The organism is Guptibacillus sedimenti (genome assembly GCF_028610665.1).
Lineage (GTDB): Bacteria > Bacillota > Bacilli > Bacillales > Guptibacillaceae > Guptibacillus > Guptibacillus sedimenti.
On record NZ_JAQQWV010000002.1, the window covers coordinates 1,144,080 to 1,164,485 of the forward strand.

General features: G+C 40.2%; 22 protein-coding genes. 18 read left to right on the forward strand and 4 right to left on the reverse strand.

What is annotated here, in order from left to right; all coding sequences use genetic code 11:
* Positions 1 to 52: 52 nt before the first annotated feature.
* From acnA to PQ578_RS14305, 8 genes are all read left to right on the forward strand, one after another.
* Entirely contained in the window at positions 53 to 2,764 is a 2,712-nt protein-coding gene (acnA, locus tag PQ578_RS14270) for an aconitate hydratase AcnA (RefSeq protein ID WP_273834921.1), read from the forward strand.
* 159 nt (positions 2,765 to 2,923) lie between these two features.
* Positions 2,924 to 3,052 carry an FbpB family small basic protein gene (locus PQ578_RS14275; RefSeq protein WP_098443514.1) on the forward strand — a complete coding sequence of 43 codons (129 nt, stop codon included), beginning with the start codon at positions 2,924 to 2,926 and terminating at the stop codon, positions 3,050 to 3,052.
* Between the two features lie 57 nt (positions 3,053 to 3,109).
* The gene (gene sspN, locus PQ578_RS14280; protein ID WP_098443515.1) at positions 3,110 to 3,253 is read left to right on the forward strand and encodes a small acid-soluble spore protein N; all 144 of its coding nucleotides are present in this window, start codon (positions 3,110 to 3,112) and stop codon (positions 3,251 to 3,253) included.
* A 137-nt stretch (positions 3,254 to 3,390) separates the two neighbouring features.
* Entirely contained in the window at positions 3,391 to 3,915 is a 525-nt protein-coding gene (locus PQ578_RS14285) for a hypothetical protein (RefSeq protein ID WP_273834922.1), read from the forward strand.
* 52 nt (positions 3,916 to 3,967) lie between these two features.
* Positions 3,968 to 4,456 (forward strand): hypothetical protein, encoded by a 489-nt coding sequence (locus tag PQ578_RS14290; protein WP_273834923.1) that lies wholly within the window; start codon positions 3,968 to 3,970, stop codon positions 4,454 to 4,456.
* A gap of 79 nt (positions 4,457 to 4,535) precedes the next feature.
* Positions 4,536 to 4,745 (forward strand): small acid-soluble spore protein Tlp, encoded by a 210-nt coding sequence (gene tlp / locus PQ578_RS14295; RefSeq protein WP_273834924.1) that lies wholly within the window; start codon positions 4,536 to 4,538, stop codon positions 4,743 to 4,745.
* A 113-nt stretch (positions 4,746 to 4,858) separates the two neighbouring features.
* Positions 4,859 to 5,299 carry an acyl-CoA thioesterase gene (locus PQ578_RS14300; protein WP_273834925.1) on the forward strand — a complete coding sequence of 147 codons (441 nt, stop codon included), beginning with the start codon at positions 4,859 to 4,861 and terminating at the stop codon, positions 5,297 to 5,299.
* Positions 5,299 to 5,610, forward strand: a complete 312-nt coding sequence (locus PQ578_RS14305; protein ID WP_098443520.1) for a hypothetical protein — start codon at positions 5,299 to 5,301, stop codon at positions 5,608 to 5,610. The genes PQ578_RS14300 and PQ578_RS14305 overlap by 1 nt, the downstream gene beginning before the upstream one ends.
* Positions 5,611 to 5,648: 38 nt before the next feature.
* On the opposite strand, the gene PQ578_RS14310 is transcribed toward PQ578_RS14305, so the two are convergent.
* A complete protein-coding gene (locus PQ578_RS14310) occupies positions 5,649 to 5,939 on the reverse strand; it encodes a HesB/YadR/YfhF family protein (protein ID WP_273834926.1) in 291 nt (96 codons plus the stop codon).
* 193 nt (positions 5,940 to 6,132) lie between these two features.
* Between PQ578_RS14310 and PQ578_RS14315 the strand changes: the two genes are divergently transcribed.
* The 5 genes from PQ578_RS14315 (at position 6,133) to PQ578_RS22535 (ending at position 9,087) form a co-directional block, all read left to right on the forward strand.
* Positions 6,133 to 7,059, forward strand: coding sequence for a DUF459 domain-containing protein (locus PQ578_RS14315; RefSeq protein ID WP_273834927.1), 927 nt, complete (start codon positions 6,133 to 6,135; stop codon positions 7,057 to 7,059).
* Between the two features lie 68 nt (positions 7,060 to 7,127).
* A complete protein-coding gene (locus tag PQ578_RS14320; protein WP_273834928.1) occupies positions 7,128 to 7,952 on the forward strand; it encodes an SGNH/GDSL hydrolase family protein in 825 nt (274 codons plus the stop codon).
* Positions 7,953 to 7,968: 16 nt separating this feature from the next.
* A complete protein-coding gene (locus PQ578_RS14325; RefSeq protein ID WP_273834929.1) occupies positions 7,969 to 8,622 on the forward strand; it encodes a uracil-DNA glycosylase family protein in 654 nt (217 codons plus the stop codon).
* Positions 8,623 to 8,757: 135 nt separating this feature from the next.
* On the forward strand, positions 8,758 to 8,898 hold the full coding sequence (locus PQ578_RS14330) for a hypothetical protein (protein WP_273834930.1): 141 nt from the start codon (positions 8,758 to 8,760) through the stop codon (positions 8,896 to 8,898).
* A gap of 93 nt (positions 8,899 to 8,991) precedes the next feature.
* A complete protein-coding gene (locus tag PQ578_RS22535) occupies positions 8,992 to 9,087 on the forward strand; it encodes a putative holin-like toxin (RefSeq protein ID WP_425589651.1) in 96 nt (31 codons plus the stop codon).
* Between the two features lies 1 nt (position 9,088).
* Here PQ578_RS22535 and PQ578_RS14335 read toward each other — a convergent pair whose 3' ends face one another.
* Positions 9,089 to 9,976: a helix-turn-helix domain-containing protein gene (locus PQ578_RS14335; RefSeq protein WP_224879945.1), complete on the reverse strand. Its 888-nt coding sequence runs from the start codon at positions 9,974 to 9,976 to the stop codon at positions 9,089 to 9,091.
* A 179-nt stretch (positions 9,977 to 10,155) separates the two neighbouring features.
* Between PQ578_RS14335 and PQ578_RS14340 the strand changes: the two genes are divergently transcribed.
* Positions 10,156 to 10,932, forward strand: coding sequence for an SDR family NAD(P)-dependent oxidoreductase (locus PQ578_RS14340; RefSeq protein ID WP_273834931.1), 777 nt, complete (start codon positions 10,156 to 10,158; stop codon positions 10,930 to 10,932).
* Positions 10,933 to 10,968: 36 nt separating this feature from the next.
* Here the strand turns inward: PQ578_RS14340 and PQ578_RS14345 are convergent, their stop codons facing one another.
* Positions 10,969 to 11,520, reverse strand: coding sequence for a hypothetical protein (locus tag PQ578_RS14345; protein WP_273834932.1), 552 nt, complete (start codon positions 11,518 to 11,520; stop codon positions 10,969 to 10,971).
* 174 nt (positions 11,521 to 11,694) lie between these two features.
* Between PQ578_RS14345 and dat the strand changes: the two genes are divergently transcribed.
* The 4 genes from dat (at position 11,695) to PQ578_RS14365 (ending at position 18,862) form a co-directional block, all read left to right on the forward strand.
* The gene (gene dat / locus PQ578_RS14350; protein ID WP_273834933.1) at positions 11,695 to 12,537 is read left to right on the forward strand and encodes a D-amino-acid transaminase; all 843 of its coding nucleotides are present in this window, start codon (positions 11,695 to 11,697) and stop codon (positions 12,535 to 12,537) included.
* 213 nt (positions 12,538 to 12,750) lie between these two features.
* Entirely contained in the window at positions 12,751 to 14,235 is a 1,485-nt protein-coding gene (gene cshA, locus PQ578_RS14355) for a degradosome RNA helicase CshA (RefSeq protein ID WP_273834934.1), read from the forward strand.
* 190 nt (positions 14,236 to 14,425) lie between these two features.
* On the forward strand, positions 14,426 to 18,043 hold the full coding sequence (locus tag PQ578_RS14360; protein WP_273834935.1) for a dynamin family protein: 3,618 nt from the start codon (positions 14,426 to 14,428) through the stop codon (positions 18,041 to 18,043).
* A 3-nt stretch (positions 18,044 to 18,046) separates the two neighbouring features.
* Positions 18,047 to 18,862: a sulfurtransferase gene (locus tag PQ578_RS14365; protein ID WP_273834936.1), complete on the forward strand. Its 816-nt coding sequence runs from the start codon at positions 18,047 to 18,049 to the stop codon at positions 18,860 to 18,862.
* Between the two features lie 58 nt (positions 18,863 to 18,920).
* On the opposite strand, the gene PQ578_RS14370 is transcribed toward PQ578_RS14365, so the two are convergent.
* A complete protein-coding gene (locus PQ578_RS14370) occupies positions 18,921 to 20,075 on the reverse strand; it encodes an aminotransferase A (protein WP_273834937.1) in 1,155 nt (384 codons plus the stop codon).
* Positions 20,076 to 20,406: the final 331 nt, after the last annotated feature.

Genomic DNA, 20,406 nt, shown 5'->3' on the forward strand with positions numbered 1-20,406 from the left:
AACGTTTTTTCGACATCCGCTTTGTTATGCAATTTGGAGGAGGGAACTACATATGGCAAATCACGAACTTTATAATTCCAAAGCAACATTCGATGCCAATGGTAAATCATATTCCTTCTATCGTCTTCAGGCGCTAGAAGAAGCAGGCATCGCTAAGGTAAGCAAGCTCCCTTATACGATCAAAATTTTGCTCGAATCCGTATTACGTCAGTATGACGGTAAAGTAATTAAAGAAGAGCACATTGAAAATCTCGCTAAATGGGGAACTAGCGAGCAAAACAAAGATATTGACGTACCATTTAAACCTTCACGCGTTATTCTTCAAGATTTCACAGGCGTACCTGCTGTTGTTGACCTTGCGTCACTTCGTAAAGCAATGGCTGATATCGGCGGTGACCCTGATAAAATCAACCCTGAAATCCCAGTGGATCTTGTAATTGACCACTCTGTACAGGTCGATAAATACGCATCAGACGATGCACTTGAATTTAATATGAATAAAGAATTTGAACGTAATCTTGAGCGTTATAAGTTCCTTAAATGGGCTCAAGATGCTTTTGATAACTATCGTGCCGTTCCACCGGCAACGGGTATCGTTCACCAGGTAAACCTTGAGTACGTTGCGAACGTTGTTCAAGAAAATACAGTTGATGGCGAGAATGTTGCCTATCCAGATACATTATTCGGAACTGACTCCCATACAACCATGATCAACGGTCTTGGTGTTCTTGGATGGGGTGTTGGTGGTATTGAAGCTGAAGCTGGTATGCTAGGTCAGCCTTCTTACTTCCCAGTTCCTGAAGTAATCGGTGTGAAGCTTACTGGAGAACTTCCAAGCGGAACAACAGCAACGGATCTTGCGCTAAAAGTGACTCAGCTTCTTCGCGAGAAAAAAGTTGTTGGGAAATTTGTTGAGTTCTTCGGACCAGGGCTATCTGGCATGCCGCTTGCTGACCGTGCAACAATTTCCAATATGGCACCAGAGCAAGGTTCTACATGTAGCTTTTTCCCAGTTGATGAAGAAGCACTTGAATACATGCGCCTAACTGGTCGCTCTGAAGAGCACATTAACCTTGTGCGTGAATACTCAATCGCTAACGGATTGTTCTATACACCAGAATCAGAAGATCCTGAATTCTCAAGCGTAGTTGAACTTGATCTTGGAACTGTAGAGCCAAGTCTTGCTGGTCCTAAGCGTCCACAAGATCTAATTCTTCTTTCCGATATGAAGAAAGAATTCAATAAAGCAGTCGTAGCCCCTCAAGGTAACCAGGGTCTAGGTATGGATAAGAAAGAATTCGACAAGGAAGCTGTTGTTAAATTTAACGATGGAAAAGAAGTAACGATGAAAACAGGTGCAGTTGCAATCGCAGCGATTACAAGCTGTACAAATACTTCAAACCCTTCCGTTATGCTTGGTGCGGCTCTTCTTGCGAAGAAAGCAGTTGAAAAAGGACTACAAGTTCCTGAGTATGTTAAAACAAGCCTTGCACCAGGCTCGAAAGTTGTAACAGACTACCTTGATAAGTCTGGACTAATGCCTTACCTAAGAGACCTTGGTTTCCACCTCGTTGGCTACGGATGTACAACGTGTATCGGTAACTCTGGTCCACTGAAAGAAGAGATTGAAGATGCGATTGCGAAGAGCGATCTTACAGTGACTTCTGTACTTTCAGGTAACCGTAACTTTGAAGGACGTATCCACCCACTAGTAAAAGCAAACTATCTTGCTTCACCACCGCTTGTCGTTGCTTATGCTCTTGCTGGAACAGTAGACTTTGATCTTCATTCAGATTCATTCGGTAAAGACAAAGACGGTAACGATATATTCTTGAAAGATCTATGGCCATCAGCAGAAGAAATCAAGCAAGCCGTTGCTGAAACAGTAACACCAGAAATGTTTAAGCGTCAGTACAAAACCGTGTTTGACGAAAACAAACGCTGGAACGAACTAAGCACAAGTGAAGGAGATCTCTATAACTGGGACGATGAGTCTACTTATATTCAGAACCCTCCATTCTTCGAAAATCTTTCTAAAGATCCTGAAGACATTCACGAACTTAAAGACCTTAGAGCGATCGCGAAGTTTGGTGATTCTGTTACAACGGACCACATTTCACCAGCTGGTGCGATTGCGAAAGATATGCCTGCAGGTCAATATCTACAAAACAACGGCGTTCGTCCAATTGACTTTAACTCTTACGGATCACGTCGTGGTAACCACGAAGTTATGATGCGCGGTACGTTTGGTAACATTCGTATTCGTAACGAAGTAGCTCCAGGCACTGAAGGCGGCTGGACAACATTCTGGAACACGGATGAAGTTATGCCGATTTATGATGCGGCAATGAAATACAAAGAAGAAGGAACAGGTTTAGTTGTTCTTGCTGGTAAAGACTACGGCATGGGAAGCTCACGTGACTGGGCTGCGAAAGGAACAAACCTTCTTGGAATTAAAACAGTTATTGCAGAAAGCTACGAAAGAATTCACCGTAGTAACCTTGTATTAATGGGTGTGCTTCCACTTCAATTTAGAGATGGCGAAACTGCAGATACGTATAACCTTACTGGTAAGGAAACGTTTGCTGTTGAGATCACAGAAAATGTGAAACCACGTGATGAAATTAACGTAACGGCAACATCTCCAGAAGGCGAAACGCAAACATTTAAAGTACTTGCTCGTTTCGATAGTGAAGTTGAAATTGACTACTATCGCCACGGCGGTATTCTTCAAATGGTTCTTCGCGATAAAATCGCAAATTAACTTAGGAAGGATGGCAAATGCCATCCTTTTTTTATTTATTACGACATTGTAAATACGAAAAATTCATTATAATAAACAAAAAAATCGGATTTTTGTAATAAGTTTCAATAAATCGGGAATAATGGTTTTAAAACCTGTTGAAGAGGAAAGGAGACTAATATGAGAAAGTCTAAGAAGGTTTCATTTAAAGAATTGGTTATGCAAAATAAACTGGAAATAATGAGTGACAAGAAAGCGATTGACCGGATTGAAGATAAATTCGAACAAAAACATGCAAAAAATTTGTAAACGGGTAGATATTTCTCCTCTAGTTGCACAGCCTATAGCGTAAAGGAGGAGATTAATATGAGTAATCCAAAAAAGTTCCCTAAATCATTTAAGCCTAATCACCTCGCTTCTGTGAATCCTGAAGCAGAGGGGAACAAAGGAAAACAGATGCAAACAAAAGGAAACGCTGAACCGGACTACGCCCCTCCAAAAGGGAAATAGGCTGATGACAACCAGAAAGGAGCTCTCTTTCTGGTTTATTTCAATTTTAACAACTTCTTTTCATTTCATGTAAAGTCGTCCTAAAGGATCGAAAGGTCGCGAAAGCTTAGGAGACAAACGTTTTCGGGGGGAACAATATGACAATTACAGCAAGAATTGAACCAATTACAACTAAGGGTAGTGAAGCAGAGCGAAATGAAGATCTTCTTGTGAAAGAACTTGAAATAAAAATGCAGCAAATGGGTTATCTCGTTCCATATCGAGAAGAGTTAAATTGGGATCGTACCATTGCAAGTCTTGAGTTAGGAGAAGTGCAAACTCTTCATCAATTGAAAAAAGCAGCAGCCAAAAATGATCGTGTCCTTCTCATCTATGCACGTTTATTTAAAGGGACCATTTTTCAACACCTTATTCTTCATCCTAACCAGTCAGGTATCTATCTTCCCTTTCGATTTGAAGAACCATTTGTGCTCCAAGTAGAAGATAGAAAAATATGGATTGGCTCTTCTGTAAGGCTTCTTGAGGAATTATCTTGGCTTCAAATTAGCTTTGATCAAGGAAATCATCCGGAAAATGTGAAAGAATACTGGCAGAATCTAATTGAGATTTCAAAAAAAAGCGTAACGTACATGAGCCCGATTATTTTTGAAGAAGCCATTTAGAAGATTTTAGTAGAAGGAGAAAGGGTATGGGACTATAGGAGAGGTGATAGAAGTGGATCATAAAGAAGAGTTAGGTAGTGACATTTACCGTATGCTTGAAGCATCTGGGCCACCTTATGGTTGTGGAACTGCATCAATCATAGGTGGTTTTGCAGCGAGGCTTGCGGTCATGAGTCTTACAATTTCTGATATCGAGCACGACCTACATGATGTCCCAGGATCTTTTTTCCTTATGTGTGATGAAGATGACCGTGAATTTCAATCTTTTCTTGAGGAAGGAGGAAATCACTCCCCTAACGATGTACCGATTCGATTATTGGAATGCACGTATCGACTTCTCGTTGAATTATCTTCGTATGAAGATCAAATTCAGGACAACGTGGTAGTAGATTATCGGATGGGCATTCGTATGTTGAAACAGGTATTTACAGCAGCAGAAAACATTCTTCTTAATAATGGGTGTTCAGCCGAAGTACGGAAAGAGATGTTATTTTATGAAGGGAAGCTAGAAGGGACCTTACCTAAAAGCCTCCAGTCCTAAGCGTATATCTCATGAATTTGTAAGCCATAATAAGCTCGTAACACCTTGTCATTTCACTTATAAACAGGGAGGGCTTACTTTGAAAGCAAATCCAGATGATCGTCGAGATAACGCAGAAAAGTTAAAGAGCATGGTACAAGACACGATTGAGAACATTCATGATGCTGAAGCATCTTTAGAATTTACGGATAGCGATATACAAAAAAAGGCGATTAAAGAAAAAAATCAGCGCAGAAAACAAAGTATTGAGTCAATGCGAAATGAAATTAAAGATGAATCAAAACAATAAGTAGTTTAAGGACTGAATGACAAAGCGTCATTCAGTCCTTCTTATTCATGCTTCATGGTTGGTTTATGATAAAATAGAAGTGACACCACGTTGAAGTTAGGAGAGGAAACAGGATGTACATAGCAACTACGTCAATAGATGTTCGATATGCAGAAACCGATCAAATGGGGGTTGTTTATCATGCCAACTATCTTATTTGGTTTGAACTTGGCAGAACAGCTTTAATAAATGATTTAGGATTCCGGTACGCTGATATGGAAAAAGAGGGGATTCTATCTCCGGTCATGGATATAAAAGCAAGCTACAAACATCCCGTTCGATATGGCGATGAAGTAAGAGTGAAGACCTGGGTGGATTCTTATGATGGTCTTCGCGTCAATTATGGGTATGAAGTAATCAATGGAGACGGTGATATTTGCGTGACGGGTGAATCTATGCATACGTGCGTGAAGCGAGATACGTTCCGTCCTGTATCTATTAGAAGAAAGTTTCCGGAATGGCATCAGGCTTATGAAAATGCCAAAAAGCAACCTGCTTCTTCTGGAGCTGAATAATGGCATTTGGCTTGTCAAAGGGTGAGCTTTCAGAATGGAAAGCAAAGGTGAAAAGGGGAGAAATCGCTTTATTAACTCATTTTTGGTATGATCCTCGTTTTCCGCAATTTCATTCAGTTACTAAAGCGGGATGCAGTGATAAAGAAAAGCTTGCAAAATGGGGCCAACAGTATGGTTTAAAGCGAGAATGGATGCACGAACGGGAAATGTTCCCGCATTTTGACTTACTTGGAGACGACCAAATTCGAATTCTTGAACAAGAAGGTTTACGCTCTCACATTCAGCGATTTCGGCTAAAAAAGATCTATTAAAAAAAACGCGAAAGCGAGAGGCTTTCGCGTTTTTCACATCAATTTCCGTGCACAAACTGAATTTCTTCTTTATTTCGACTGAATTTAACAGTGAAATCTTGATTCTCAAAGAACCAGATGTCCTTTTGTTCTACAAAAAAGGTAATGCCTTCTTCTTCAAGCATAAGAGCAGGCTCAGTTGGCTCTTCCACAGTCATGCCAAGTGAAAATCCATCTTGTACAGTACTGCATCCACCTAAGCGTACAAAAAAGCGGAGATGATCCCCTTTTTCAAGATCCATTTCTCTTTTAAACCAGTTCATAGCCGGTTTTGTAATTGTCATTTTCAAGTGTCATTTCCTCCTTTGCCGAACGGGTCTACTCATACTATTATAAAGAAGTAGCGGGAACTTGCAAAAAGAAAAAGGCTATGGAACGAAAAAATGGCAATAAATCCATACCTTGAATGGAAGCATTTCGTATTTTGCGTTAATTCTTCATACAATAAGGGTATAAAAAGAATTGTAATGAGGAGGTTTTTAAATGAAAAAACAGAGAGTATGGCTGTTTTTATTCCTCATTCTTGCTGGAGGTATTTTATTAAGCATTAAACCAATAATGGAATACCGCAGTCAGCGTTTGAATGAAATAAAGCAAGCAGCATCCATGATGGTGATGAGTGAAGCGCCAAATGAAACTGTCATTTCATCAATAGCAAATAAAAATGATCAAGCTAAAACGGATATAGAACCAGAAGTGACTGCTATCAAAGAAGAACAAAAACCTGAGAAAGTTGAAAAAGCAGTAACAGATCCAGATATTCGAATTGTAGGCCTCGGTGATTCTCTCACTAAAGGTAGTGGGGATTCGACAGATCAAGGATACATCGGAAGGCTTGCTGCGAATCTTGAGCGTGATACAGATACATCGATATTAGTTGAAAATTACGCGGTTCATGGTAGACAAACTCCTAAATTATATAAAATGTTGGTAGAAAATAATGCGAAAGCTTCGCTTGCAGAAGCTGATTTGATCGTCATGAGCATTGGTGGAAATGATTTAATGAAAGTTGTGAAAGAACATTTTCTAGACTTACAGATCGATGTTTTCCAGCGTGAACAAACAAGCTATGTTGAACGACTTGATGCGATTATGAAACGTATTCGAAGCATCAATTCTGATGCACCGATTTTGTTTATTGGCCTATATAATCCATTATTAGAGAATTTTCAATCGGTGACAGAAATTGATCAAATTGTACAAAGGTGGAATGGCGCAAGTCAAGACACAGTAGAGAAGGATAATCTTACGACATTTGTACCGATATATGAATTGTTTAGCTCAGTTGATGAGAATTTATTTTTTGAAGATGGATTTCATCCGAACGATCAAGGATATGAACTCATTGCAAGACAAATTCAATATCGATTGAAGCAAGACGCTATTGTCGAAGAGATCCCTTTTGAATAGCACGTGTACGAGATATGCTCCTTTTGATAGAATAGTAGTAACAATGGATAGAGAAAAGGAAAATGAAAATGAAGCGATGGATGAAATGGTTGTTGATCACCCTGATTCTTTTAATTTTTAGTGGGGCAGGGACGTTCACCTATTTTTATTTCAACACGGATTCACACTCTGAACAAACGAATTCACTCCCACTGAGTGATAATATACAGGAAGCGTTTCAAGAGGAACCGGATCTTGACGAGCCAAAAGAAATTCGAATTGTAGGACTTGGAGACTCTTTAACAAAAGGAGTTGGAGACCAGGCAAAAGAAGGATACATTGGCTATGTAAGTGATAAGTATTTTGAAAAGGATCAAGATGCAACTGTCACGCTTAAGAATTATGCTATTACAGGAAGTGAAACAGAGGATCTATTAAAACGGCTTGAACAAGAAACTGTGCGTAATGGGGTTCAAAAGGCTGATTATATCTTTTTAACGATCGGTGGAAATGATCTTTTTGGTGTTGTGAAAAATCACTTTATGGATTTGGATCAGCAGTTTTTCACCCTTCAAAAGAAAATCTACCTAGAAAACCTAACGACTATTTTAGCTACTATACGTAACCTTAATCCCGATGCGCCAATTTATTTTATAGGTCTATTCAATCCCTTTTCGAAAGCATTTGGGGATATTCCTGAAATAAATGAAATTGTGGATGATTGGAATCAAGGAAGTCGCTCAACTGTTTCAGATACAACTGATGCAACATTTGTACCTGTTGCTGATTTGTTTCTTGAAAGTGAGGAGAACTTATTATACGAAGACGCTTTCCATCCTAATAATGACGGTTATCATTTGATGGGAGATCGAATAGTGTCTTATTTAAAAGAAAATAACGTAGCAAATCGATAAAGGCAGGGAATGGTTTATGGATGCATCAGAAAAATTTGAACGGCAATACCAAGCACTTGCGAAAAATTACGAAGTGCCAGAAGTGATCTCATCGAAAACAAAGCTTATTTTTATATTAGAATCTCCACACGTAGCAGAAGTGAAAAACGGCGTACCCGTTGCTGGTCCTTCAGGTGCTACGATGTCAAAGAAGCTTTTTGGGCCGGACTATGCAAAGCCTCTTGGACTATTATTGAAAAAGCACCGAGAAGAAGAGTTGGAAAGACCTTCTCTTGATGTAGTCGGTTTGCTAAATGTGTGTAATATACCAATGCAAGGTAAACCTTATGCATCTGAAGATCTAGAAAGTAACCGTGAGTTACTAGATTGTCTGGGTACAATTCGAACATCTGCAAAGAAAACGCCTTTTAAAGATGAAGCGTTAATTAAGGTTAATGAACTTCTTTTAACAAAATTCAAAAACCGTTTGATGGAACTGATCGATCGAGAACTGACGCTCGTCCCCTGTGGACGATTTGCTCAAAAGTATTTTGAACTCGCAAATGTATCGAGTGATAAATGGACGATAGTGCAGGACGTTCCTCATCCTAGCTATAATTCTTGGAGTCGTGAGCGTTATCAGGAGCCTGTCAATAGGGTAGTTGATGCGTTTAATTGTCATAAAATATAAGCATGTTTATTGATTAGAACGAAAAGCCCCATTGGAATTCCAATGGGGCTTCTTCTATGAAGTAAGAGAGCGCATAGAGCGAATGCATAAATATTGGCTCCGTTGTAATATAAATGTAATGAAAGGAGGGTTGACATGATGAAGAAATGGGCAGCTTTACTTCTCGTCTCATTGGTATTCATGAGTGGATATGCGTTCACCCCTCATCATTCGTCTGACATGATTCAAGCATCATCATATGTTGTTCAAGATGAAGATCTACCTTATTGTCATTAATTAATGAAAAGGGGTCTGTCGTGTGTCTGCACCTTTCCAATTTATATTAAACCGAATGAATAGTCCATGATCTCTATGAAAGGAGGACATGCTATGGAAGAACTCACATTGTTTATTACGGCAGGACTTTTCTTCGTGTCTCTCTTTAATTTCATCGTTATCTTGATTGAAAAGACAAAGCATAAATAAGCTACGCATTTTGAATCATTCCGATTTTCTTTGCATAATGATCGACATGTTCTTTAAAAACCTGGTTTTGATCAAGTTCAAAAATGGTGGAGGCTGTCGCGAGATATTCATAGGCTAACTCTTGCTTTCCGAGTAGATAGTGAAGTTTGCCACACTGATAGCTAAGTTCGCCAAAAAGATAGAGGCGCTGTTTCTCGCGACAAAGTAAAAATCCCTCTCGTGCAATGGACAGAGCTTTCTCGTAGTTTCGGCAAGTGGATAGAGCTTTGGAATAATTATAATAGAGACGGATTTCAATCGTTTCATCATTAATAATGGGGAAAAAGCGAACATGATAGAGCGCTTTATGAAATAACGGTAGCGCGCGTTCCCAATCTTTTTCCTCACTATACAAGATCGCCATGCTAATGAGTAGTTCGATTTCACGCTCTGAGTAATTCTTGGAAGTAGTCGTCGTAAGGCGTAGGGCTTCATCTAAAAGCTGAAGTGCAGAGTGGGGGTCTCGTTCTAAATAATAGGTGCAAATCGCTTTGTGCCAGAGATAGAATTGTTTATTCTTTACTGTTCGAAATAGCGGGTTCGCTTCTTCTGCTTCAAGGATTTCAGCAACTTCACGATATTCGCGCCGTTTAATGTGTTTTCTAACCTGTCGAATTACTTCATTCACATAATCAAGGCGAGGTGTCTCTTTCATATGAAAAAAATAATTAATATCAACGCCAAGTCTTGATGCCAATTGGTAAAGAAGCTCTGCGGAAGGTGATACATCATTGTTTTCAATCTGGCTTATTAACGCTTGTGTACAGATGCCTTCTGATAAATCGGACTGTGATAGTCCAAGGTACAATCGAAGTTCGCGCAACGCATATCCGAGTGTATCCTTACGCACCTGCAATCCCCCTTTTTTGACCTCATTGTATCACGATTCTCTTTTAAATACATATTTTTCTAAATTAAGAATCAATAATATTATTATGTAAACCGATATGTGTGAAGGAATTTTTAACTTGGTCGAGAAACTCTTTATTAAAGGCGAAGTTAGCTGTATAAAGATCAAGAGGAGGAGAAATGTTGTCTTATTTACCATCATTTGAATTAACCAATCAAGTCGTTGTGGTGACAGGTGCAGGAAAAGGAATTGGGAGAGCACTTGCGGTAGGAGCGGCAGAAGCAGGGGCTGATGTTGTGGTCCTGGCAAGAACAGAAGCGGATATTCAAGAAACAGCTGGACTTGTTCGGGATGTTGGTCGAAAGGCTTATCCCATTCGAGCTGACATAACAAAAGAGAGCGAACTCACAGAAGCTGTTCAACAAATTGAAAAAGAAGCGGGAAAGATTAATGTGTTAATTAATAACGCAGGAATGAATATTCGCTCAAAAGCGAGCGATGTTTCGGAAGTGGAGTGGACGCAAATTTTCCAAACAAACTTGCAGGGCGCTTTTTTTATGTCACAAAAGTGTGCAGAAGTGATGAAAGAAGGTGGAGGAGGAAAGATTATTAACATCTCTTCTGTTGCGGGACACGTAGCATTAAGAACAGGAGTCGTATACGCAGCATCTAAAGCAGGTATGATTCAGATGACAAAAAACCTTGCACTAGAATGGGCTGAGAAAGGTATTACAGTTAATGCAATTGGGCCATGGTATTTTAGGACACCACTTACAGAAAAGTTACTGCAAGATGAGCAGTACTTAGCAGATATACTAAATCGTACTCCTATGAAAAGAGTGGGTGAACTAAAGGAATTAGTTGGAGCAGCAGTATTTTTGTCCTCTGAGGCATCAAATTACATAACGGGTCAAACGCTGTTTGTAGACGGTGGAATGACGAGCTATGGATTTTAGAAAAAACCGTTACTCAGCTGAGTAACGGTTTTCCTATTAGTCGACTAAATCAGCTGAAAAGCTTGGCGCTGTAAGGCCTGCATCTTCGTAAACTGTAGCCATTTTTTCTTCAAAAGAAGCGAATTGTGCATCGCTTTCTTCATATGTTGCTTCAGGCTCGTCAGAAAGATTAGCGGCACGTGTTTCATAAGATTTAGCAAGATCCTCTAATGCTGCTTCGATGTCACTTTTGTAAGTGTCCAGCTCAGCTGGAACTTCGACAGCACGAACATCTTCAGCAACGGTTTTAGCAGCTGCTTCAGCATCAGCTTTCATTGTAGCAAGCTCTTCATCAGACGGTTTTTCTTCCGCCACTTTAGCAGCTTCAAAAGCGTAGATAGGGCTATCATTCTTATTAACTGTTTGAATTAAATTCATTTGAAAGTCGAGAAGATCACTTTTTACATTCGTTTCACTAGCATCACTTGTTTCTTCTGTGCTTCCTGAATTATTCGTAGCGTTTGAACTGCTTTCGTTTGCTTCATTGTTGCTACAAGCAGCTACAAAAACGAAAACAAGCAACATCGCTAGGGGTAAAAATCGTTTCATTCAAAACCCTCCTAATTTTTAGAAAATTCCCTTCGAATACAAATTTTAGTGTATTCCACACTTTTTGTAAACTAAAAAAAGATAAACTTGGCATAAAATGTAATAAGTAAAACTATTCAGAAAAATACAGGTGAAGGTAAGACGTCGAATATGTTATTGTGGAGAGGGAAAAAAATGGCTAGAGGAGTGGGCATGATGATTTTAGTAAACAACGATTTAATGACAAGAGATCAGGCAACAATAGATATTGAAGATCGAGGTTACCAATTTGGTGACGGCGTTTATGAAGTCGTACGAATTTACAATGGTGTTTTTTTCGAATTGGATGCACACCTTGATCGATTAGAAAGAAGCGCAGCTGAGATTAAAATTGTTTTACCATTTACTCAAGAAAAATTAAAAGCCAATTTAAACAAGCTCATTCAGCAAGTTCCTGTGCAAAGTGGGCATGTTTACATGCAGGTGACAAGAGGTGTTGCTCCGAGAAATCATCCGTTTCCGGCAAAGACAGAACCTGTCTTTGTAGCCTATACAAAAGAATACGAGAAAGAGCCATCACGCTCACCAGGACGAGCTGTTTTCACAGAAGATATCCGCTGGTTAAGGTGTGACATTAAAAGCTTGAATTTACTCGGGAATGTACTTGGAAAACAGTTTGCAAACGAACAGAATGTCGATGAAGCAATTTTTCATCGAGGGGAATGGGTAACAGAAGGAAGTTCTACGAATGTATTTATCGTAAAAAACAACGTACTTTATACGCACCCTGCCAACCATTTTATTCTAGATGGAATTACGAGAAGAGTTATTCTTTCTGATGCCAATGAACTGGGAATACAAGTAGAGGAAGAAGCGTTTACAAAGCAAGACCTTCTTGATAGTGATGAGGTGTTTATCTCAAGTACGACGCAAGAAGTGAGGCCGATAGTAGAGGTGAACGGTCAACCGATTGGAACTGGAAAAGAAGGTGAGATAACATTATCTCTTCATGCGAAATTCACTAGCCGTTTAAGGTGATCAATTGCTTTAAACAAAAATCTTTTTATTTTGTTTAGTTGAATTTTGCACGAAACAGTGGTACTGTTAACTTTGGCTATATGTGAATGAAGAGTTGCTTGTTCCGAGCGTTTTCCAACATTAGGAAAATGCTTTTTTTGAACATTATCAGGAGATTTTTCTCCCGTCTATAGCATTTAATGCATTTTAAAAGTAAAAAGGAGTTTTTAAAAGTTGAAAAAATTTCAAGATCTAGGTTTAAGTAATACACTGCTAGAAGCAGTTAATCAAATGGGATTCGAAGAAACAACACCAATTCAAGCAGGAACAATTCCTCTAGCGCTTGAAGGCAACGATGTTATCGGTCAGGCTCAAACTGGTACTGGTAAAACAGCTGCTTTTGGTATCCCAATGATTGAAAAGATCGACACTTCTCTAACTCATGTACAAGGAATCATTCTTGCGCCAACACGTGAGCTTGCTGTACAGGTTGCAGAAGAATTGAACCGTATTGGTCAAGCAAAAGGCGTGCGTGCCCTTCCTATATATGGTGGACAAAGCATCGTTCACCAAATCAAAGCACTTAAAAAGAGACCTCAGCTCGTTGTAGCGACGCCAGGCCGTCTTATTGATCATATGGAACGTAAAACGATTCGTCTTTCAGAAGTTTCATTTGTTGTTCTTGACGAAGCAGACGAAATGCTTAACATGGGCTTCATTGAAGATATCGAAAAGATTCTTAAAGGTGTTCCTGAAAAGCGTCAAACGCTTCTATTCTCAGCAACTATGCCAAAACGTATCGCAATTCTTGCAGAGAAATTCATGAGCAACCCTGAAACAGTTAGAACGAAATCAAAAGAAATGACTGTTCCAGCAATCGAACAGCATTACTATGAAGTTCGTGATTCTAAGAAATTCGATATTCTTTGTCGCCTTCTTGATACTCAGTCTCCTGAGCTTGCGATTGTATTCGCAAGAACTAAAAAGCGCGTAGACGAAGTATCTGAAGGACTTAAGAAGCGCGGATATATGGCCGAAGGAATTCACGGTGACCTTCCACAAGGGAAGCGTGATCAAGTTATTAAACAATTTAAAGACAGCACAATTGACATCATGGTAGCAACAGACGTTGCTGCACGTGGTCTTGACATCAGTGGTGTGACGCACGTTTATAACTTTGACATTCCTCAAGATCCTGAAAGCTACGTTCACAGAATCGGTCGTACTGGTCGTGCAGGTAAGTCAGGTCTTGCTTCGACGTTTATTACTCCACGTGAGTACGATCACCTTAAAGTGATTGAGAAAATTACGAAGAAGTCTATGCAAAAACGTACGATCCCTAGCTTTGCTGAAGCAATGGAAGGCCAGCAGCAAATGGCGATTCAACAGCTTCAAAGCACAATTGAAGAGCAGGATCACTCAGTATACCGTTCATCAGCTGAACAACTTCTTGATGATCACGATTCAGTAACGCTTCTTTCTGCAGCACTTAAGTTGCTTACAAAAGAGCCGGATACGACTCCAGTTAAAATTACTGAAATTGCACCACTTCGTGCGAAAAAAGCTCATGGCCGTGGCGGCAGCGGCGGCAACCGCAACCGTAACCGCAGCAATGATCGCGGAGGCCGTAAAGGTGGAAGCGGTGGCGGATATCGCGGAGACCGCAACAGCGGAGGCGCAAGCAAGCGTCGTAAGTTTAACGACAAAGGAAATAAATAAGACACGCTAAAAGTCGGGAGAAATCCCGGCTTTTTTTATTTGTCATGATCAATAAGTGTGAAAAACCCAATCAAATTCATTTCTGGTTTCATTGATGATAAGAGAGAATATTTTTAGACAATACTGGGAAAATGTCACTGAAAGCGTTATTCTTAGAGAGACACTATTTACGGAAAGGCAGCGGGATATTATGAAGCATGATTACCAGTCACAGACGAAAGTAAAAGAAGACGTCCTGCTAGAACGTCTTGCTCTCATTCAAACAGAGTTAGCGCCTGCAGAAGCATCGAAAATGAAACAATTAAGCGATAAATTGATGAATGGTGAACAGCACTTTCTTTTCTCGGGGCATTTTTCTGCAGGAAAGTCATCATTAATTAATGCGTTATTTGACACCAATTTACTGCCATCAAGTCCTATTCCTGCAAGTGCGAATACGGTTCGTATCCGGTCTGGACAATCAGGTGCTTCTGTTCATTTTATCAATGGCAAAAAAATGATTTTTAAAGCGCCATATGATATCGATCAAGTAAAAGGTTACTGCCTGAATGGAGAAGAAGTAGAGCGCGTGGAATTATCTGCGCCATCTAAGATCGAAAAAGACGTTATTTTCATTGATACACCTGGAATCGATTCAACTGATGAGGCTCATAGGCTTTCGACCGAGTCATCCATGTATTTAGCTGATGTCGTTTTCTATGTGATGGACTATAACCATGTTCAATCGGAAGTAAACTATCAGTTTATTCGGGAATTATATCGTCAAAATAAGAAAATCATACTAATTGTGAACCAAATTGACAAACATAACGAAGCTGAGATTTCATTCAAATCCTTCAAGAAATCAGTTGTGGAGTCTTTTGAGACGTGGGGAATGTCACTCGAATCGTTTTTCTTTATCTCCCTGCGTGATCATAACCATCCTCAAAACCAATTTCATCAGTTGAAAACCTACATTGAAGGTCTTTCCAAGAAAACGTCCGAGGATAAAGTTAAGCGAGTTTACGATGCGGCGATCGAGCTTATTGAAAACATTGACACGGTTGATGAGGATAATGAGGTGATCCAAGCTTATGAGGAGATGGAAACCAAACTCACTTTTTCAAAGGAGCGCATCAAGCTAATTGAAGAGGAGTTTCAATCTGAAGCTTCAACGATCCAAAAAAGCGCGATTCTAATGCCTTATGAAGTAAGGGAGGCAGGGCGTGCCTATCTAGAATCTTTGCAATCTGGATTTAAGGTAGGGCTCATTTTTCGTGACAAAAAAACAGAGCAGGAACGTTCGAACCGATACGAGGCTTTTGTATCAGGTTTAGAAGAACAAGTGAAGTCACAGCTTGAATGGCATTTTAAGGAGCTACTTCAGGAGCTAAAATCGACTGCAGCCTTAACGAAAGTCGACCCTCCAGTTTTAGATGATTCATTCCACGTCGATTTCACGGTTATTCAAGAAGAAGCAAAAAAGGGGAACGGTGCAACGGGTGAAGCGGTGCTTCATTATACCGAAAATGTCGCACATAGCATGAAGACTCAAATCAAGCAGCAAGCAGAAAAACGAAAGAATTTGCTCATTGATCAGGTGAATGTAGAGCATAACCAAATCGCGATGGATGTCCAAAAAGCTTTTGAAACTCAAGTTGGAGAAAAAGATTCCGAAGTCTTCTTAGCAAAGATGGAATTGGTGAGTGAGAAAGCTAACGGCCTATGGGCGATCCTTGAAGGAAGCCGTGATGAAGAAGCTAGACGCATAGCAAACAGTGAAGATCGACAAGAGGAGCGTCAGCAGGTCATTATTGTGGAGTCCGTCGAAAAAACTGAAAATGAAAAAATTCACAGCGAAAATGAGGGCTCTTTAGTAGAAGAAGTTGTTAATAAGCATGATGATGACCTTCCTACTTCTGAAACGACTGTACAGGCGCTTCAAAATATTGCGACTGAACTAACCGATCTTCCAGGCTTCGATCATACGAAGCAAAATTTATTGAAAAAAGCGAGTAAACTTGCGGATCAATCTTACACAGTTGCGTTGTTTGGTGCATTTAGTGCTGGCAAATCATCTTTCGCCAATGCTTTGATAGGTGAGAAGATCTTACCTTCTTCTCCGAATCCAACGACGGCAACGCTTAACCGCATTTGTCCTGTTACAACGGAGCACGCACATAAAACGGCAATGATTCATTACAAGACGGAAGAGGAGCTTCTTGAAGACTTAAATCATTCTCTTTCTTATTTTGGAGAACAGGCTTTTTCGCTTCAAGACAGTTTGCAAATTATATCAGCAGGTAAGCTGTTCAAGCGGGAGTCGGCCGAAACAAAACCTCACGCGTTATTTTTACGTGCGGTCGTTAAGGGAAAAGGGGAGCTTTCGTACCTTGGAAAGAACCGAGAAGTAACGTTAACAGAATACGAAGATATGGTTGTAAACGAATCAAAAGCAGCTTTTATTGCCTCCATTTCTTTATATTATGATTGTTCTCTAACGAGAGAAGGTATAACGCTTGTGGACACGCCTGGAGCGGATTCGATCAACGCTCGACATACGGGTGTCGCTTTTCAATATATGAAAGCCGCTGACGCAATCCTGTATGTGACTTATTACAATCACGCCTTCTCAAAAGCAGATCGCGAATTCTTAATTCAGCTTGGGCGGGTGAAAGATGTGTTTGAGATGGATAAGATGTTCTTTCTTCTAAATGCTTCTGATCTTGCAGAAAACGACGGCGAACTTCGCACTGTACTCGATCACGTGAAAAAACAGCTGCAGCAGTATGGGATACGCTTTCCATCCCTTTATCCGGTTTCAAGCCTTGCGGGAATGCTTTCATCAGAAACGCTAAACGAGGAAGATGAAGCGTTTCTTGCAAAGTTACCAAAACAACTCAGAAACAAAGGTGGACTTGCTTCTTTTGAAGAACGTTTTTATCGATTTATCCGAACAGATCTATCGAAAATGGCCGTTGAAGCTAGCCTAAGTGAAATAACCCGTATCAGAGAAGAACTCGTCCATTGGATCGAGCATTTTGAAATGAATGCCAATGAAAAAGAAGAGCAGCTGAAGGGTTTGTACCTTCGAAGTGATGAGGCAGTTGAAGAAGTGGAGCAATATGCTGCTTCAAACTCCCTACAACAAATTGAACAGGAGTTAACAGAACTTGTGCACTACGTGCCGCAACGCCTTTTCTACCGTTTTAATGACTTCTTTAAGGAAGCATTTAACCCTTCTATCATTCAAAGCCGTGATGGACTAAATGCTGCTTCGCGTTCACTTCTAGAAGATATTGAACAAGATCTTCTTCAAGAGTTGAGAGCGGCGTCACTCCGGATCGATCGGTTTATTAAGCGAGAGCTTCAAAAGAATGAGAAAGACATGCAGTTGACAATTCGTAACCACTTAACAAATTTCCGCTATGTGTCTAACGAATCAAGGGACATGGCGACACCTTCATTTTCAGCTTCACTCTCAACCTGGATCAGCAGTGAAGCACTTGTAAAGTTAGCGCGTAGTTCTTTTAAATCTTCAAAGCAATTTTTTGAACAAAATGGTAGAGATAACTTACACGATGTGCTGAAAAAGGAATTTCAACAGCCTGTTAGTGACTATTTAGCTAAGGAGCAACAGGTGATTACGTCAACGGCGACGAATTTTTATGAAGAAAACCTTGATGAAATGAAGCACGAGATCCAAAACGAAATAAGGGAGTATATTGAAACGAGAACATCCATGTTAAATAGTCATTTATCAAAAGCTTTCTTACAAACGAAACAGTCAAATGTAGCAAGAATTCAAACGAACTTATTGGGGGAATAGGCGATGAAAAATCTTGTTTCTGTTGAATGGCTCGCACATCATTTATACGATGAACATCTTGTGGTTGTTGATTGTCAGTTTGAATTAGGCAAGCCTGAAAGTGGCTATGCTGCTTATGTAGAAGGTCATATCCCTGGGGCTCTATATGCAGATCTTGAAAAGGATTTATCGGGTGAAGTGGGAGAGCACGGTGGGAGACACCCTTTACCAGATCAAGAACAGCTTCAGGAGCTCGTTGAAAGGTTAGGCATCCAGCAGGATTCAAAAGTGATTGTATATGACCATGAATATGGGGCGATGGCTGCAAGATTATGGTTTTTACTTGGTTTTGCTGGTCATAAGGAGCGAGCTGTACTTGATGGAGGACTGAAAGCCTGGAGAGGGGAGGGGCATAAGCTTGAGACGAAGGTTCCGGAAGTTAGCCGATCTGAATATCCAATTAGCCTTGATAAATCAATGATTGTTTCGATGAACGATGTGAAGCAGGCGCAACAAGAAGGGCGAACGATTATTGATTCTCGTGCTCCAGAGCGTTTTAATGGAGAAAAAGAGCCGATTGATCAAAAAGCGGGACATATCCCTGGGGCAATCAACTTTTTTTGGAAAGATAACTTGAACGAAGATCAAAAATGGAAAGTCCCTGAAGAGAGAGTAGGGATAAACGAGCACGGTCAGGAGCCAATTGTTTACTGTGGGTCCGGGGTAACAGCTTGTGTGAATTTGCTTGCTCTACAGGAAGCGGGGGTTCATGCGAAGCTTTACCCAGGTAGCTATAGTGATTGGGTATCTTATCAAAACAATCCAATTGATTCAAACTAAATGAAAGCCAGCCCGAAACACATGTAGGGCTGGCTTTTTTCTGTGCACTTATATGGTCTTAAAGAGTAGAAAGGAAACGTTCTAGTCGATCCATTCCTTCTTTTAACACATCGAGATTATATGCGAAGGAAATTCGAACATATCCTTCTCCGAACGTGGAAAAAGCGCTGCCTGGCACAACCGCAACATTGCCTTCTTTTGCGAGTTTCATGGCGAAATCAAAAGAGGTTAAGCCAAATTGTTTAATAGAAGGAAGAATATAGAATGCACCGTCAGGCTTGATTGGTGATAGCCCCATTCCAATTAATCGGTCAAATACATAGTTCATTCTTTTCGAGTATTCCGTTCTCATTTCGATAGGATCATCAAGTCCGTTATCCAAGGCTTCGAGAGCAGCATACTGAGAGACAGAAGAAGCGCAGGAAACATTGTATTGGTGCACTTTCAAAATGTGTTTTGCGAGCGCTTCTGGTGCGAATAAAAAGCCAATTCGCCATCCTGTCATTGCGTGTGACTTGGAAAGTCCATTGATAACGATTGTCTTTTCTCGCATACTAGCAAATTGAGCGATGGAAGCGTGATCGCCTGAAAAGGTTAGTTCTGAATAAATTTCGTCAGAGAGAACAAAAATGTTTTTATCTTGCAATAGAGCCGCAAGATCTTCAAGTTCAGCTGCAGACATGGCGACGCCTGTTGGGTTGGATGGTGATGGAAGAATGATGCATTTTGTTCGCTCTGTTAGCGCTGATTCAACTAGTGATCGTGACAACTTAAAGCCATTTTCCGTCGTATCAACGTGAACAGGAACAGCGCCACATAGCGTAATGATTGGTTCGTATCCGGGATATACTGGTCCAGGTAATATAACCTCATCGCCTTCAGTAAGAAGAGTACGAAGCGTTACATCAATCGCCTGGCTAGCGCCTGATGTAGTAATGACCTCAGTTTCTGGCTTGTATGTTAGGTTGTACTTCGTTTTGAGAAAATGGGATGCCGCTTTACGGAGTTCAAGTATGCCAGCATTGTGTGTATACGTCGTCTTATTTTGATCAATGGCCGTTTGAGCGGCTTCCTTAATGTGACCGGGCGTTTCAAAATCTGGCTGACCGATTGTTAACGAAATCATGTTTTCATAATCTGCCACCATATTAAAAAAAGTACGGATACCTGAAATTTCAATGTTGTTTACTCGAGGGTTTAATAAATGTTCCATAGGGCTGTCTTCCTTTCCGTCTCAACTTCTCATAAACATCATTGTAGCATAATTTTTAAACTATCGTCGAAATGAAGTTCTTTTGCGGATAAGTTCCAAAATGGATTAAGAATGTAGGTGTTGATAACTCGGCTAAGTACTGGTAGTATTGGTTTTCTGAGACTTATCAACAGGAGAAACTATATACCCACACCCGGTATTTTCATTTCGCTCGGGGGTATGGCAGGGGGATATAGGTTACCCACAAAATTCTGTGGATAACCAATATTCAGATAATTTAGGGTGGATCACCAAATTCTTTCATGGTACACAAAAGACCAGATTCCAGGGT